The following is a 14,510-nucleotide window of genomic DNA, read 5'->3' on the forward strand; positions in this document are numbered from 1 at the left end:
TGAAGCATCCCCCAATCAGTCCCCTCTCCCCCCGGGAGAGGGTTAGGGTGAGGGCGCTTTTTAAGCTTTTAAGGCCCTTTAAGCCTTACCCGGCCACGCGCTGACAAACTCCGCCAGATCAACCTTCTCGGCCACCCGCGGTTCTTTCTGCGGCGTGCCAAGGTACAGGAACGCAATCACCTCTTCGTCATCCGTCAGCCCCAAACCCTTGGCGACATGTTTCGAATAAGCCAGATCACCCGTGCGCCACACCGCGCCAATCCCCTGCGCGTAAGCGGCCAGCAGAATCCCGTGCGCCGCACAGCCCGCCGCCAGCAACTGCTCGGCCTTCGGGTATTTGACGTGATCCTGCAATTTGGCGATGACCACGACCACCAGCGGCGCCCGCAGCGGGCCGTTGCGGGCCTTGTCGATCATCGCTTCGGTGACTTCGCCTTCCTGCATTTTTGCAGCTTGCGCCAGCAACTCGCCCATCTGCTCACGCGCCGCACCTTCGACGGTCAGGAAGCGATACGGCTGCAAATGGCCGTGATCCGGTGCGCGGGTCGCGGCGGCGAACAGCACTTCGCGCTGTTCGGCGGTGGGGGCCGGATCGATCAGTCGTGGAACGGAAACACGGTTGAGCAAAGCGTCGAGAGCCTGCATCGGCCACCTCCTGAAAAAAATGTCCGGCTATTCTAGCTGCAAGTGATCCAGACGCGTCGGTTTACATGCCTTGCACCGCAGGTAGAATGGCGCCCTTCCCACATCAGCCCGAGCGGACTTCATGGCGTTGCCGACCTTACGGATCATTGGTTTCATCATCGGCATCTTCCTGATCACCCTGGCCATCGCCATGGTCGTGCCCATGGCCACCCTGGTGATTTTCGAGCGCACCGGCGATCTGCCGTCGTTCCTCTGGGCGAGCATGATCACCTTCCTCGCCGGCCTGGCGCTGGTGATTCCCGGTCGCCCGGAGCACATTCACCTGCGCCCCCGGGACATGTACCTGCTGACCGTCAGCAGCTGGCTGGTGGTGTGCATCTTTGCTGCACTGCCGTTTCTGCTGACACAGCACATCAGTTACACCGACTCGTTCTTCGAAAGCATGTCCGGCATCACGGCCACCGGCTCGACCGTGCTCAACCATCTGGACGACATGTCCCCCGGCATCCTGATGTGGCGCTCGCTGCTGCACTGGATCGGCGGTATCGGCTTTATCGGCATGGCGGTGGCGATCCTGCCGCTGCTGCGCATCGGTGGCATGCGCCTGTTCCAGACCGAATCCTCGGACCGCTCGGAAAAGGTCATGCCCCGCTCGCACATGGTGGCGCGGCTGATCGTGGCGGCCTACGTCGGCATCACGATTCTCGGCAGCCTGGCGTTCTGGTGGGCCGGGATGAGCCCGTTCGATGCGATCAACCACGCGATGTCGGCGATTTCCACCGGCGGGTTCTCGACCTCCGACCAGTCCCTGGCCAAGTGGACGCAACCGGCGGTGCACTGGGTCGCGGTGGTGGTGATGATTCTCGGCAGCCTGCCGTTCACCCTGTACGTGGCGACACTGCGCGGCAACCGCCGGGCGCTGATCAAGGATCAACAGGTTCAGGGTTTGCTCGGCATGTTGCTGGTGACCTGGCTGGTGCTCGGCACCTGGTACTGGTGGACCACCAACCTGCATTGGCTGGACGCGTTGCGTCATGTGGCGCTGAACGTGACATCAGTAGTAACGACGACGGGATTTGCACTGGGGGACTACAGCCTTTGGGGCAACTTCTCGCTGATGCTGTTCTTCTATCTGGGCTTCGTCGGCGGCTGCTCCGGCTCGACGGCGGGCGGGATCAAGATCTTCCGTTTCCAGGTCGCCTACATCCTGCTCAAGGCCAACCTTAACCAGCTGATTCACCCTCGCGCGGTGATCAAGCAGAAGTACAACGGTCATCGCCTCGACGAAGAGATCGTCCGGTCGATTCTGACGTTCTCGTTCTTCTTCGCGATCACCATTTGCGTGATCGCCCTGCTGCTGTCGCTGTTGGGCGTGGACTGGATGACGGCGTTGACCGGTGCCGCCAGCACCGTCTCCGGCGTCGGCCCGGGCCTGGGCGAGACCATCGGCCCGGCCGGCAACTTCGCCAGCCTGCCGGATGCGGCCAAATGGATTCTGTCGTTCGGCATGCTGCTCGGCCGACTGGAGATCATTACGGTGTTTGTACTGTGTATTCCGGCGTTCTGGCGTCACTGATCGCCTTCGGCGCTTCCAGCAACCGCGCCCGGTAATCGCCGGGCGTGGTGTCGAACCAGCGGCGGAAGGCGCGGAAGAAATTGCTCGGGTCGGCAAAGCCCAGCAGATAGGCAATCTCCAGCAAGGTCATGCTCGGCTGGGCCAGATATTGCTCGGCGAGTTCGCGGCGAGTGTCGTCGAGCAACTGCTGAAAACTGGTGCCCTCCTCCTGCAAGCGTCGTTGCAAGGTGCGCTGGGACAAGTGAAGGGTCTGCGCAACCGTGTCGCGCTTCGGTTCGCCCTGCGGCAGCAGGCGGCACAGCACCTGGCGCGCCTTGTGGGTCACGCGGCTTTCGGAAAACCGCGCCAGATATTCCCCGGCAAACCGGTCATGCAGCAGCGCCATCGCCTCGTTGGCGGTGGGCAGTGGCGCTTCCATGTCGCCCCGCTCGAAGATCAGCGCGTCATACGGCGCGTTGAACACCAGCGGTGCATGAAAGGCTCGTTTATAGGGTTCAAGATCATCCGGCTGGTCGCCCTGCACCAGCACTTTGCGCGGGTGCAGCGTGCGTCCGGTCAGCCAGCCGCACAACGCGAGCGCGCAGGCCAGCGAGGCTTCGGCACTTTGCCGGGTCGGCGGCAGATGATCGCCGTGTACCGTCAGAATCAGCGCATAACCTTCGTCGAGCAGGCGAAAACTCAGGTCGGCACTTTCGGCGATGATCCGCTGATAACGCACCAGTCGCTGAAAACCTTCCGCCAGCGTATTGCTGGACATCAGCGCATAGCCCGCTACATGAAACGAAGCCGGCCGCACCACCTTGCCCATATTCAGGCCGATCGCCGGATTGCCGGACAGCTCGACCGCCCGTTGCCAGAGTCGGGTCATGGAATCCTGCGGGAAGCGTGCGTCCGGGTCCTCCAGCGCCGCGTAGTCGAGCCCCAGCTGTCTGAACAAAACCCGGCAATCCAGGCCGTCCATTTCCAGTGCTTTGACAATCCCCATCGCCCAGCTTGCAGAAGTCGTTCGTTCGCTCATGGCGTTTTTTCTTGGATGACATGGTGAGCCGCATACTACGGCCGATTTCCCAAGGATAGTAAAGTGGCGCCGATTGTCACTGGCCGACGCCATTGATCACTCTAGACTCAAATAAGCTACCCGCCGAACAACTTGCAATCAGAACAATAACCACAGAGATCGCAGTCGTGGAAACCATCAAGCATTTCAACAGCTTCGCCGAGTTCTATCCGTATTACCTCAGCGAGCACGGCAACAGCACCTGCCGTCGCCTGCATTTCATCGGCACGACGCTGGTGATCTTCATTCTCGCCCTGACCATCGCCAAGGGCGCCTGGCTGCTTTTACTTGCGTTGCCGCTGGCGGGCTACAGCTTTGCCTGGGTCGGTCATTTCTTTTTCGAGAAAAACCGCCCGGCCACCTTCCAGCACCCGTTCTACAGCCTGCTCGGCGACTTCGTCATGTACCGCGACATGATCCTGGGCCGCGTGCCGTTCTAGAAATTCCGACAAGAGGACTGCCGATGAATGCCACTGCCCGTTTCACCCACATGAAGGACGGCACACAGGACGACTGGGCGATCATTGCGGCGGATTTCAGCGCCTACGCCCGTCAGTTGCCGGGCCGGATCATGGCCCACCTGAAACTGCTCGAAGGCGATTTCGGCGGTTTCCCGGTGGATCGCCTGACCCACTCGCTGCAAACCGCGACCCGCGCCTTTCGCGACGGCCGCGACGAGGAATACGTGGTCTGCGCCCTGCTCCACGACATCGGCGACACCCTCGGTTCCTACAATCACCCGGACATCGCCGCCGCCATCCTCAAGCCGTTCGTCAGCGCCGAGAACCTGTGGATGGTGGAAAAGCACGGGATCTTCCAGGGCTACTACTTCTTCCATCACCTGGGCATGGATCGGCACCTGCGCGAGCAATTCAGCGACCACCCGCAGTTTCTGGCGACCGCGGAGTTCTGCGCCAAATATGACGCGGCAGCGTTCGACCCCGAGTACGACACCCTGCCGCTGAGCTTCTTCGAGCCGATGATGGAAAGGCTGTTCGCCCAGCCGAAGAACTCGATCTACAAAGCGGCGATGGAAGAGCACAGCCCGGCCTGAGTTGACTTGAAAACTCAGGCCAGCTCGGCCACCTTCGCCGCTTTCAATTCCGCTTCCCGCGCCTGCGCATCGGCCAGGCGATACAGCTCGATCGTGCCGTCCCAGTGCTCGATCAGCGCCGTGCATGACTCCACCCAGTCGCCGCAGTTGAGGTAATCCACCTCGCCGACCTTGCGGATCTCGGCGTGGTGGATGTGCCCGCAGACCACACCGTGCAACTCGCGCTTCACGCATTCATGGGCGATGGCTTCTTCGAAGTCGCTGATGAAGCTGACCGCCGTCTTCACCTTGTGCTTGAGATAGGCCGACAGCGACCAGTAGCCATAACCGTATTTCGCCCGCCAGTGATTGAGCCAGCGGTTGAGGGTCAGGGTGAACTCGTAGGCTGAATCGCCAAGGAACGCGAGCCAGCGGTGATAGCGGGTGATCACGTCGAACTGGTCACCGTGAATCACCAGCAGATGCCGGCCATCGGCGGTGACGTGCACCGCCTCGTCGACCAGCTGGATATTGCCCAGAATCAGTTTTGAATAGCGGCGCAGGAATTCGTCATGGTTACCGGTGACGTAGATCACCTCGGTGCCGCGCTTGCTCATGGTCAGCAAACGGCGGATCACGTTGGTGTGCGCCTGCGGCCAGTACATGCCGCCGCGCAGTTTCCAGCCGTCGATGATGTCGCCGACCAGGTAGATCTTGTCGGCGTGATAGCCCTTGAGAAATTGCGACAGATGCTCGGCCTGGCAATCCCGCGTGCCCAGGTGCACGTCGGAGATCCACAGGGTGCGAACCCGTTGTTTACGGCTGGGTCTGGCGAGCTCGGCGCTGGTCATGGGCAACCCTCTGCGATGTTTTCGCCACTCTGCGCGCGCCCGGTTAATCGACCATGACAGGTATGCGTCAGTCGTGTGACAAACGCGTCGCCCCTGCGCCGGTGTAGACTGGCGGCTCGCCCGGAGACCGCCATGCAACCGATCCTGACCCTGCGCCATTACAGCCACGACCTGATCGCCCACAGCCACGACCACGCGCAACTGGTGTTCGGCCTGTCCGGCGCGCTGGATTTCGAAGTCGAAGGGCGTGGCAGCCAGGTATTGCAGCAGAGCTTCGTGGTGATCCCCGCCGGCGCGCATCACGCGTGCGGCAGTCCCAAGGGCAGCCGCTGTCTGGTGCTGGATGTGCCCGACGAGCAATGGCTGACGCGCTCGTTGGGTAATCACGCCGATGCCAGCCGCCGTCTGCTGGATAACGCCGCGCGGTTGTCGCTGGATGCCGGGCAAGGTCAATTGGTCAGCTGGCTGGCGAACAGTCCGGTTGACGATCCGCTGATTGCGCAACAGGGCGCGGTGTTGCTGCTGGCGAGCCTGAACCACGTGCCACCCGCCGAAATCGTCGCGCGCCGCCTGCCCTACGCGGCACTCGACGCGCACATCGAGCAGTACGCGGCCTATCCGCTGCAAGTCGCGGATCTGGCGCGTGTCGCCGGATTGTCCAGCGCCCGGCTGCATGCGCGGTTCGTCGCCGAATGCGGGCAGACACCGATGGACTACATTCGCAGTCGCCGTCTGCACAAAGCTGTAGCGCTGTTGCGCAACACCACGCTGCCTGTCGGTGAAGTGGCCAGCCGTGTCGGCTACAACTCGCAAAGTGCGTTCTCGGCCGCCGTCCTGCGTGAGTTCGGCACCTCTCCTACACAATTGCGACGCGAGGCTGACGACAAAAGTCGATAGCCTGCCGACAGACTTTTCGGCCGTTACACGTTTCAATGTGTGCCTGTAATGGTGTTTGGAAAAAGGACTGCAATGACTCCCCGTACCGCCCTCGGCGCCTTGCATATCGGCGCACTGATGTTCGGCCTGACCGGTGTTTTCGGCAAACTCGCGGCCGCAACGCCCGCCGTCATCGTGTTCGGACGCGCCGCGTTTGCCGTGCTGGCCCTGGCGTTTTTCGCCCGCTTCGCCCAACAGGGCGGCTGGCAGAAACTGCAGGCCGTGGACTGGCGGCGACTGGCCCTGAGCGGCGTGCTGCTGGCCGGGCACTGGGTGAGTTTCTTCATTGCGGTCAAGGTTGCGGGTGTCGCCATTGCGACCCTGGGTTTCGCCAGTTTCCCGGCCTTCACGGTGATCCTCGAAGGGCTGATCTTTCGCGAACGCATCCGCGCCAACGAAATCGTGCTGGTGGTGCTGGTCAGTGTCGGGCTGGTGCTGGTGACCCCGGCGTTCGATCTGGCCAGCGGCGCGACCACCGGCCTGCTCTGGGCGATCCTGTCCGGCCTGCTGTTTTCCCTGTTGTCCCTGACCAACCGCGCCAGCTCCGGGCGTATCCCGGCGGTGCAGGCGGCGTTGTGTCAGAACGTGGTGGTGGCACTGTGCCTGCTGCCGGTGGCGGCGCCGCAACTGAGCGAAGTGCGCGCCATCGACTGGTTGTGGATCGGTCTGCTCGGGGTGTTCTGCACCGGCGTCGCCCACAGTTTGTTCGTTGCCAGCCTCGCGGTAATCAAGGCGCGCACCGCCGCAGTGGTGTTCGCCATGGAGCCGGTGTACGGGATTACCGTGGCCTGGCTGCTGTTCGATGAAGATCCGACCCTGCGCATGTTGATCGGCGGCGCGCTGATCATTGTTGCGATCGTGGTGTCGAGCCGGATGTCAGGCAGCAACGACAAGAAAACCGTCGCGGCCGAGGCAGCCTCTCACTGAGTACGGTCGTTGTGGCCGAGGTCGCGGTCAGGGTCGATCTGGTCGCGCACCCGCTGCTTGAGCACCTTGGCCTCCGGGAAACCGCCGTCGGCCTTGCGTTCCCAGATCTGCACGTCGTTGCAGGTGATGTGGAATATCCCGCCGGTGCCCGGCACCAGTGACACTTTGCCGAGGTCGTCGCCGAAGGTGCTGAGCAGCTCTTGCGCCAGCCATGCGGCGCGCAACATCCACTGGCATTGCGTGCAATAGGTGATGACGATTTCCGGTTTTGTGACGGTCATGATTGCTGAAACTCCTGAGCCAGAGGGCGCCGCTATAATAGCCGGCTTTACCGCTCGCCCCGAGACTCACGATGCGTCGCCTTCTGATCTGCCTGCTGCTTGGTTTCCTACCGCTGTTCGTTCATGCCAGTGAGGCAACGCGCCCCAAAGTCGGCCTCGTTTTGTCCGGTGGTGCGGCTCGAGGGCTGGCGCACATCGGTGTGCTCAAGGCTCTGGAAGAACAAGGCATCAAGATCGATGCGATTGCTGGCACCAGCATGGGCGCGGTGGTCGGCGGGCTGTACGCCTCGGGCTACAAGATTGACGAACTGGAAAAACTCGCCCTGACCATCGACTGGCAGCAGGCATTGTCCGACGCCCCGCCCCGCAAAGACGTACCGTTCCGGCGCAAGCAGGACGACCGCGATTTTCTGGTGAAACAGAAGCTGAGCTTTCGCGACGACGGCAGCCTCGGCCTGCCCTTGGGCGTGATCCAGGGCCAGAACCTCGCGCTGCTGCTGGAAAGCCTGCTGGCCCACACCAGCGACACCCGGGATTTCGACAAGCTGCCGATCCCGTTCCGCGCCGTGACCACCGACATCGCCAACGGCGAAAAAGTGGTGTTCCGCAAGGGCCACCTACCGCAAGTGATCCGCGCCAGCATGTCGATCCCGGCGGTGTTCGCCCCGGTCGAACTCGACGGCCGATTGCTGGTGGATGGCGGCATGACCGACAACATCCCCCTCGATGTGGCCCGTGAAATGGGCGTCGACGTGGCCATCGTGGTCGACATCGGCACCCCGCTGCGCAACCGCAAGCAACTGCTGACCGTGGTCGATGTGCTGAACCAGTCGATCACCCTGATGACCCGGCGCAACTCCGAAGAGCAACTGGCGACCCTGCATCCCGATGACGTGCTGATCCAGCCGCCGCTGGCCAGTTTCGGCGCCACCGACTTCGGTCGCGGCCAGGAAATGATCGACGCCGGCTACCGCGCGACCCAGGCCCTGAACGTGCGCCTCGCACGCCTCAAACCCCTGCAGTCGCAAGACGCCGAACTCAACGCCGCCCGCGCGCCGGGCCAGCGCACGCCTATCATCACCGCGATCAAGGTCGAGAACGACTCGAAAGTCGGCGATGACGTGATCCGCTACTACATCCGCCAGCACATCGGCGAACCGCTGGATCTGGGTCGCCTGCAAACCGACATGGGCACCCTGTACGGCCTCGATTACTTCGAGCAGGTGCAATACCGCGTGGTGCACAAAGGCGCGGATCACACGCTGGTGATCAGCGCGCGCGGCAAACGCACCGGCACCGATTATCTGCGGGTCGGCCTCAGCCTGTCAGACGACATGCGTGGCGACAGCGCCTTCAACCTCGGTGCCAGTTACCGCGTGAACGGCATCAACCGACTGGGTGCGGAATGGCTGACCCGGGCGCAGATCGGCGATAAACAAGAGCTGTACAGCGAGTTCTATCAGCCGCTGGACGTCGGCTCTCGCTACTTCCTGGCGCCTTATGCTTCGTTTGCCGCACAGAACGTCGACTCGGTTCTGGACAACGATCCGATCGCCCAGTATCGCGTCGAGCGCTACGGCTTCGGCCTCAACTTTGGCCGGCAGATCGGCAACAGCGGCGAAGTGCGCTTCGGGGTTGGCGAGGCCTGGGGCAAGGCTGATGTGCGGATCGGCGATCAGGACCTGCCAAGCGAAAACTTCAACGAAGGGTTCTATGCACTGAAGTATTCCTTCGACTCGCTGGACAACGTCTACTACCCCCACGAAGGCGAAGACATCGGCCTGACGCTGGTGCAGTTCGAACCGAGCCTGGGCTCCGACACGCGCTACCGGCAGTGGGAGTTCAAACTGGACAAGGCCATGAGCAGTGGCCCGGATACGCTGATTCTCGGCGGTCGTTATGGTCGCACGCTGGACGATGCCAACGTGGTGACCTCCAGTTTCCTGCTCGGCGGCGCCCGGCAATTGTCCGGTTTCCGCGAAGACGCGATCTCCGGGCAGAACGTCAGTCTGATGCGTGCGGTGTATTACCGCCGCCTCACCCCGCGTTCGTACCTGCCGCTGGACTTCCCGCTGTACGCCGGCGCCTCGCTGGAACGCGGCCGGGCCTGGAACAACGACAATGTATTTGACAGCGGCTATATCAACGCCGCCAGTGTGTTCATCGGCTTCGATACGCCGCTGGGGCCGCTGAACTTCAGCTATGGACTGAACGATGCGGATGAACAGGCGGTGTACCTGAACCTCGGCCAGACCTTCTGACAACGGTCAGCGAATCCCCGCCAACAACGTGCGCGCCGTTTGCCTGAGGGGTTCGTCGGCTTCCTTGAGCAGTTCGTTGAGCAAGGCAATGGCGCTGTCGATATCGCCGTCGTCGATGCAGGTCTGGGCCTGTTCGAGTTTGCCGGCGTTGGCGGTGTCCGAGGGTTCGGGGTCCAGCTCCGGGGCATGCAGCTCCAGTGGCTCCAGTGAGAGCGTCGTGCCGGGATCGCCAAACTCGTTGAGAAAGTCCTCGTCCAGCGGCTGCGTTTCCGGTTCGACGATCCATTCGAGCTCGGCGGTTTCGGCGTCGTCGGGCAGGGTTTCCGGCAACTCGAAATCCTGTGGCAGTACCTGCAGATCGGAACCCAGCGTTGATGGCGCCTGTTCAGGTGCGGCAGCAGTCGGGCGAGTTTCCTCAAGATCCCAACTGGAAGCCATCGAGAGCTGATCCAGGTTCAGTTCGAAATTGTCTTCGGCTAACGGCTCCTCAGGCGTGGTGGGTTCGATCGGCAGCGCGGCGATCACCGGGGCCGCCGCAACCAGAGGTGCCGCGCTGACCAGTTTCGGGTAGCGGGCGCGAATCTCCTGCAAGCGCTGATCCTCGACCCCGAGCTGGCGCAGACGGCTTTCCTGCTCGTCATAGGCCGGCGTGTCACCCTGCCGCCCCAGCACTTCAAGCAACTGCACGCCAAGGTCGATGCGCTCCGGTTCCCGCTGCAACGCATCACGCAACAAACCGGCAGCCTCGCCCATGCGTCCGTAGGCCAGATAAATGCCGACCGCTTCCAGCACATCGCCATTGGCGTGTTCCTCACGATGTTCGACCGCACTGTGAACGGAACTCGGCTGCATCGGTTCGGCGTCGTCGACCGGGGGGTCGTTTCGTACCGGCAGGAACGGTGTCGGCGCCTCAGCCACTTGCGCTTGCTGGCGGTGCCGACGCACATACAGCCCTGCCACCAGCAATCCCAGTACCAGCAGCAGTCCGCCGAGCAGCGGCCAGTTGAGTGAATCCTCCTGAGACTCGACCGAGGCAATGACCGGCGCAGGCGCAGGTGCCACGGGTGCGACAGGTGCCGGCGGCGCTTGTTGCACTTCAATCAGTCGGGCCTGCAAATCACCGAGCTGTTTCTTGCCGTCAGCGATCAGCACTTCCTGGGCCTGAAGCTTCACGTTCAATTCATCGATGGTTTTTTGCAGTTGCTGATTCTGCACAAGGCTCGCCGCCAGTTGCTCGGCCTGCGCGTCGGCGACCGGTGTCGGTGGCTGAACAGGCGCAGCAGGTTTGGCCGGCGTGGTTGCAGACGGAGTCTCGGGGGTCGGGAATTCCGACGATTGCGCACGCGCAGTTGGCTCATCGGTGGCCGGGACAATTCCCGGTGAGCCCGGCGGGTCGATCAGCACGGTGTATTCGCGCAGCAGGTGGCCATTGGGCTGATCGAGCTGCACCAGGAAATTCAGAAAGGGTTCGTTGACCGGTTTGCTGGACGTCACCCGGATCATGTTGCGATTGCCACGCAGGATCGGGGTGAACTTGAGGTCATTGAGAAAGAACACGCGCTCGATGCCGGCGCGGCCAAACTCGTCCGCCGAGGCCAGACGAACCGTCAGTTCGTTTTCGCTGACGCCCCCGACATCCACCAGGGCGATGTCAGCCTTGAGCGGCTGATTGAGGGCTGAATGCACGGTGATGTCACCGAGCCCCAGCGCCAATGACGCGGTGGACCAGGTGAGAACACCGGCCACCAACAGCGAGTTGGCGCAACGCAGTACCACGTGCCGACTTCCGAGCATGAGCATCCCTTAAATAAGCAAAACCGACTTCTATGCGTTCGCACATCCGGTACGAACACGATATTGCCCAGTAGTTCTTATAGTCCGCCCAGCGCGATCTCTCAAAAAAACGGCACGCGGTTATGCCTCAAGACTTTTCCAGGTTGGCCAGAATGTGCCCGTGAACCCGCATGCAGACCTTCAGATCCGCCTCGTCGACGCCTTCAAACAATTCCTTGCGCAGTTGTGTAGCGATGGTTTCGATCTGTTCGATCAGCGGCAGCGCCGGTGAGCACAGCACGATTTTTTTCGCCCGGCGGTCTTCCATCACGGACTGGCGTTGCACCAGTCCCTGACTTTCAAGGCTGTCGAGCAGACGGGCCAGGGTCGGCCCTTCGACGCCGACGCTTTGCGCCAGCTCCCGCTGGGTCGGCGCCTCTTCGAAACGCGCCAGATGCAGCAGCACCAGCCAGCGTGCCTGGGACAAGCCCAGACCGGCCAGCCGGCGATCCAGTTCGGCACGCCAGCCACGAGACATCTGGGCCAATTGCATGCCAAAACGGTGTTGATCGGTTAACGGCATAAAACACTCATGATTAGACTGAACAAATAGAGAAAAACTAATTATTAGTCAGCTAAGCATGACATTTGCCTATAGGCAAGAGGGGACTTGTACTGAATCGTTACATCTGAAAAGCCCCTCACCCTAACCCTCTCCCGGAGGGAGAGGGAACCGATTGGGGAATATTCAGGAAATACGCCGACCTGAATGCTCTATGTTGAATCCACAATCGACCCGGTATTTCAGGTCGACGTATAGCGCAAGACAACTCGGTCGGCCCCCTCTCCTGGGGGAGAGGGCTGGGGTGAGGGGAAAGGGTCGAGTTACATCTCGAATTCAGATTGCAGCCCAGCCCGCACGCAATAAAGCACGCCTTCCGGTACGCGACCGGCAAACAGCTCGGCCACTTCGGCGACCGACGGCAACTCGCCTTCGCCGTCGAGGAACGCATCCTGGACTTCCCCCATCAGGTCTTCCGGCAAATCCAGCGCCTGTTCCAGCGACAGCTGCTGCTTGCCGATGGCTTCGGCGAGCATGGTGTAGACGTTCTTTTCCGAGCACTGCAATTGGCCGGATATCTGCAACGGCGTCATACCGGCGCGGGCCAGGGTGATCAGTTCGTGGCGCACGTCGGCCACCACTTTCGGCGCCTCGGCCTCGCCGCCGAGCACTTCGAGGAAGGCCTCGCCGTAACGCTCCAGCTTGCGGGCGCCGACGCCGCTGACCCGGGCCATGTCCGCCAGCGAGGTCGGCTGGCTGCGGAGCATTTCCAGCAGGGTCGAGTCGGGGAAGATGACATACGGCGGCACGCCGTGTTCTTCCGCCAGTTTGCGCCGCAGGGCACGCAATGCTTCCCACTGTTCGCGCTCTTCGCCGCGCACCAGTTGACTGGCCGGGCTCTTGCTGCCGCTCTTGGCGCTGACTTGCGGCTTGAGGTCGCGGCGCAGCTCCAGGCTCACTTCGCCCTTGAGCAGCGGCCGGCAGGTGTCGCTCAGGCGCAGCCCGCCGTAACCTTCGTGATCGACATCGGCCAGACCGCGGGCAACCAACTGACGGAACAGCGAGCGCCATTCGCTCTCGCTCAGCGCCTTGCCGACGCCGTACACCGACAGGTGCTGATGGCCGAAGCTGCGGACCTTTTCGTTGTCCTTGCCCAGCAGCACGTCCACCAGATGGCCGACGCCATAACGCTGGCCGGTGCGATAGATCGCCGACAGCGCCTGGCGCGCAGGCTCGGTGGCGTCCCAGGTCTGCACGCCGTCAGTGCAGTTGTCGCAGTGCCCGCAAGGCTCGGGCATGTCTTCGTCGAAGTACGCCAGCAGCGCCTGACGGCGGCAGCGGGTTTCTTCGCAGAGCGAGAGCATCGCGTCGAGCTTGTGCTGCTCCAGACGCTTGTGGCGTTCGTCGCCCTCGGAGTTCTGCAGCATCTGCTTGAGCATCACCACGTCTTGCAGACCGTAGGCCATCCACGCGTCCGCCGGCAGACCGTCGCGGCCGCCGCGTCCGGTTTCCTGGTAATAGGCCTCGAGGGATTTCGGCAGGTCGAGGTGGGCGACGAAACGCACGTTGGGTTTGTCGATGCCCATGCCGAACGCCACGGTGGCGACCATGATCAGGCCTTCCTCGTTGAGGAAGCGCTTCTGGTGATAGGCGCGCAGATCGTTGGGCAGACCGGCGTGATACGGCAGCGCCGGGAAGCCCTGCTCGGTGAGAAACGCGGCCACCTCTTCCACCTTCTTGCGCGACAGGCAGTAAACGATGCCGGCATCGCTGCGCCGCTCGGCGAGGAACGCCAGCAACTGCTTGCGCGGCTGCTCCTTGGGCACGATGCGGTAGAAGATGTTCGGCCGGTCGAAGCTCGACAGGAAACGCTCGGCATTCTGCAAATGCAGGCGAGTGACGATTTCTTCGCGGGTGCGCTTGTCGGCGGTGGCGGTCAGGGCGATGCGCGGCACGTCGGGGAACATTTCCGCCAACTGCCCCAGTTGCAGGTATTCCGGGCGGAAGTCATGGCCCCATTGCGATACGCAGTGCGCTTCGTCGATGGCGAACAGCGCGATGTTCAAGCCTTGCAGGAACGACAGCATGCGCGGCTGCACCAGACGCTCCGGCGCCAGATAGAGCATTTTCACTTCGCCGCGTTTGATCCGGTTGGCGAGGTCGCGCTGTTGTTCAGCGCTTAATGTGGAGTTCAACGCGGCGGCTGCCACGCCCAGCTCTTCGAGGGTGGCGACCTGATCGTCCATCAGCGCGATCAGCGGCGACACCACCACCGCCAGGCCATCGCGCAGCAGCGCCGGCACCTGGAAGCACAGGGACTTGCCGCCGCCGGTCGGCATCAGGACAAGGGCATCACCGCCACTGGCCACGCGCTCAATGATTGCACCCTGACGGCCACGGAAACTGTCGTAGCCGAAGATGTCCTTGAGGACGCGTTGAGCCTGTTCGAGCATAAAAACTCCAAAAATCCACCGAAACATCCCTGCACAGGCTGGTTCAAGACAGCCGAGGCTGCTTTAAACAAAACGTAAGCGCGCATTGCATCGCGCCCTACACAATCAGCCGCGACACCGGCAGGGATCGCAAAGCGCGGCAGTATACCCGAGCC

General features: G+C 62.3%; 13 protein-coding genes. 6 read left to right on the top strand and 7 right to left on the bottom strand.

Translation table 11 applies throughout. The features are described 5' to 3' along the window. Positions 1-78: 78 nt before the first annotated feature. Complete coding sequence (locus CAF74_RS17730; RefSeq protein ID WP_085747150.1) at positions 79-645, bottom strand: nitroreductase family protein; 567 nt, start codon at positions 643-645, stop codon at positions 79-81. A gap of 121 nt (positions 646-766) precedes the next feature. Between CAF74_RS17730 and CAF74_RS17735 the strand changes: the two genes are divergently transcribed. Then, positions 767-2,221: a TrkH family potassium uptake protein gene (locus tag CAF74_RS17735; RefSeq protein ID WP_085747151.1), complete on the top strand. Its 1,455-nt coding sequence runs from the start codon at positions 767-769 to the stop codon at positions 2,219-2,221. On the opposite strand, the gene CAF74_RS17740 is transcribed toward CAF74_RS17735, so the two are convergent. Further along, the gene (locus CAF74_RS17740) at positions 2,178-3,239 is read right to left on the bottom strand and encodes an AraC family transcriptional regulator (RefSeq protein ID WP_218189659.1); all 1,062 of its coding nucleotides are present in this window, start codon (positions 3,237-3,239) and stop codon (positions 2,178-2,180) included. The genes CAF74_RS17735 and CAF74_RS17740 overlap by 44 nt on opposite strands. A 167-nt stretch (positions 3,240-3,406) precedes the next feature. On the opposite strand from CAF74_RS17740, the gene CAF74_RS17745 reads away from it, so the two are divergent. Continuing rightward, entirely contained in the window at positions 3,407-3,718 is a 312-nt protein-coding gene (locus CAF74_RS17745) for a DUF962 domain-containing protein (protein ID WP_085747153.1), read from the top strand. Between the two features lie 23 nt (positions 3,719-3,741). After that, complete coding sequence (locus tag CAF74_RS17750) at positions 3,742-4,332, top strand: HD domain-containing protein (RefSeq protein WP_085605701.1); 591 nt, start codon at positions 3,742-3,744, stop codon at positions 4,330-4,332. A gap of 14 nt (positions 4,333-4,346) precedes the next feature. On the opposite strand, the gene CAF74_RS17755 is transcribed toward CAF74_RS17750, so the two are convergent. Further along, positions 4,347-5,162 carry a UDP-2,3-diacylglucosamine diphosphatase gene (locus CAF74_RS17755; protein ID WP_007958385.1) on the bottom strand — a complete coding sequence of 272 codons (816 nt, stop codon included), beginning with the start codon at positions 5,160-5,162 and terminating at the stop codon, positions 4,347-4,349. Positions 5,163-5,294: 132 nt separating this feature from the next. On the opposite strand from CAF74_RS17755, the gene CAF74_RS17760 reads away from it, so the two are divergent. Next, positions 5,295-6,059, top strand: coding sequence for an AraC family transcriptional regulator (locus tag CAF74_RS17760; RefSeq protein WP_085747154.1), 765 nt, complete (start codon positions 5,295-5,297; stop codon positions 6,057-6,059). Positions 6,060-6,131: 72 nt separating this feature from the next. Continuing rightward, positions 6,132-7,025, top strand: coding sequence for a DMT family transporter (locus tag CAF74_RS17765; protein ID WP_085747155.1), 894 nt, complete (start codon positions 6,132-6,134; stop codon positions 7,023-7,025). Here CAF74_RS17765 and CAF74_RS17770 read toward each other — a convergent pair. After that, positions 7,019-7,306, bottom strand: a complete 288-nt coding sequence (locus CAF74_RS17770; RefSeq protein ID WP_085747156.1) for a SelT/SelW/SelH family protein — start codon at positions 7,304-7,306, stop codon at positions 7,019-7,021. The genes CAF74_RS17765 and CAF74_RS17770 overlap by 7 nt on opposite strands. Before the next feature lie 71 nt (positions 7,307-7,377). On the opposite strand from CAF74_RS17770, the gene CAF74_RS17775 reads away from it, so the two are divergent. Continuing rightward, on the top strand, positions 7,378-9,567 hold the full coding sequence (locus CAF74_RS17775) for a patatin-like phospholipase family protein (protein ID WP_085747157.1): 2,190 nt from the start codon (positions 7,378-7,380) through the stop codon (positions 9,565-9,567). A gap of 6 nt (positions 9,568-9,573) precedes the next feature. Here CAF74_RS17775 and CAF74_RS17780 read toward each other — a convergent pair whose 3' ends face one another. The 3 genes from CAF74_RS17780 to recQ form a co-directional block, all read right to left on the bottom strand. After that, the gene (locus tag CAF74_RS17780) at positions 9,574-11,361 is read right to left on the bottom strand and encodes a FimV/HubP family polar landmark protein (protein WP_085747158.1); all 1,788 of its coding nucleotides are present in this window, start codon (positions 11,359-11,361) and stop codon (positions 9,574-9,576) included. A gap of 127 nt (positions 11,362-11,488) precedes the next feature. After that, positions 11,489-11,923 carry a MarR family transcriptional regulator gene (locus tag CAF74_RS17785; RefSeq protein WP_007958397.1) on the bottom strand — a complete coding sequence of 145 codons (435 nt, stop codon included), beginning with the start codon at positions 11,921-11,923 and terminating at the stop codon, positions 11,489-11,491. Between the two features lie 302 nt (positions 11,924-12,225). After that, on the bottom strand, positions 12,226-14,355 hold the full coding sequence (recQ, locus tag CAF74_RS17790) for a DNA helicase RecQ (protein ID WP_085747159.1): 2,130 nt from the start codon (positions 14,353-14,355) through the stop codon (positions 12,226-12,228). Positions 14,356-14,510 lie beyond the last annotated feature (155 nt).

The organism is Pseudomonas sp. R45(2017) (assembly GCF_002112305.1).
GTDB lineage: Bacteria > Pseudomonadota > Gammaproteobacteria > Pseudomonadales > Pseudomonadaceae > Aquipseudomonas > Aquipseudomonas paraglycinae.

What these genes read in the sequence shown, in the direction of transcription:
- CAF74_RS17730 (WP_085747150.1), bottom strand. Translation starts at nt 645, where the DNA reads ATGCAGGCTCTCGACGCTTTGCTCAACCGTGTTTCCGTTCCACGACTG.
- CAF74_RS17735 (WP_085747151.1), top strand. Translation starts at nt 767, where the DNA reads ATGGCGTTGCCGACCTTACGGATCATTGGTTTCATCATCGGCATCTTC.
- CAF74_RS17740 (WP_218189659.1), bottom strand. Translation starts at nt 3,239, where the DNA reads ATGAGCGAACGAACGACTTCTGCAAGCTGGGCGATGGGGATTGTCAAA.
- CAF74_RS17750 (WP_085605701.1), top strand. Translation starts at nt 3,742, where the DNA reads ATGAATGCCACTGCCCGTTTCACCCACATGAAGGACGGCACACAGGAC.
- CAF74_RS17755 (WP_007958385.1), bottom strand. Translation starts at nt 5,162, where the DNA reads ATGACCAGCGCCGAGCTCGCCAGACCCAGCCGTAAACAACGGGTTCGC.
- CAF74_RS17760 (WP_085747154.1), top strand. Translation starts at nt 5,295, where the DNA reads ATGCAACCGATCCTGACCCTGCGCCATTACAGCCACGACCTGATCGCC.
- CAF74_RS17765 (WP_085747155.1), top strand. Translation starts at nt 6,132, where the DNA reads ATGACTCCCCGTACCGCCCTCGGCGCCTTGCATATCGGCGCACTGATG.
- CAF74_RS17770 (WP_085747156.1), bottom strand. Translation starts at nt 7,306, where the DNA reads ATGACCGTCACAAAACCGGAAATCGTCATCACCTATTGCACGCAATGC.
- CAF74_RS17775 (WP_085747157.1), top strand. Translation starts at nt 7,378, where the DNA reads ATGCGTCGCCTTCTGATCTGCCTGCTGCTTGGTTTCCTACCGCTGTTC.
- CAF74_RS17780 (WP_085747158.1), bottom strand. Translation starts at nt 11,361, where the DNA reads ATGCTCGGAAGTCGGCACGTGGTACTGCGTTGCGCCAACTCGCTGTTG.
- CAF74_RS17785 (WP_007958397.1), bottom strand. Translation starts at nt 11,923, where the DNA reads ATGCCGTTAACCGATCAACACCGTTTTGGCATGCAATTGGCCCAGATG.
- recQ (WP_085747159.1), bottom strand. Translation starts at nt 14,355, where the DNA reads ATGCTCGAACAGGCTCAACGCGTCCTCAAGGACATCTTCGGCTACGAC.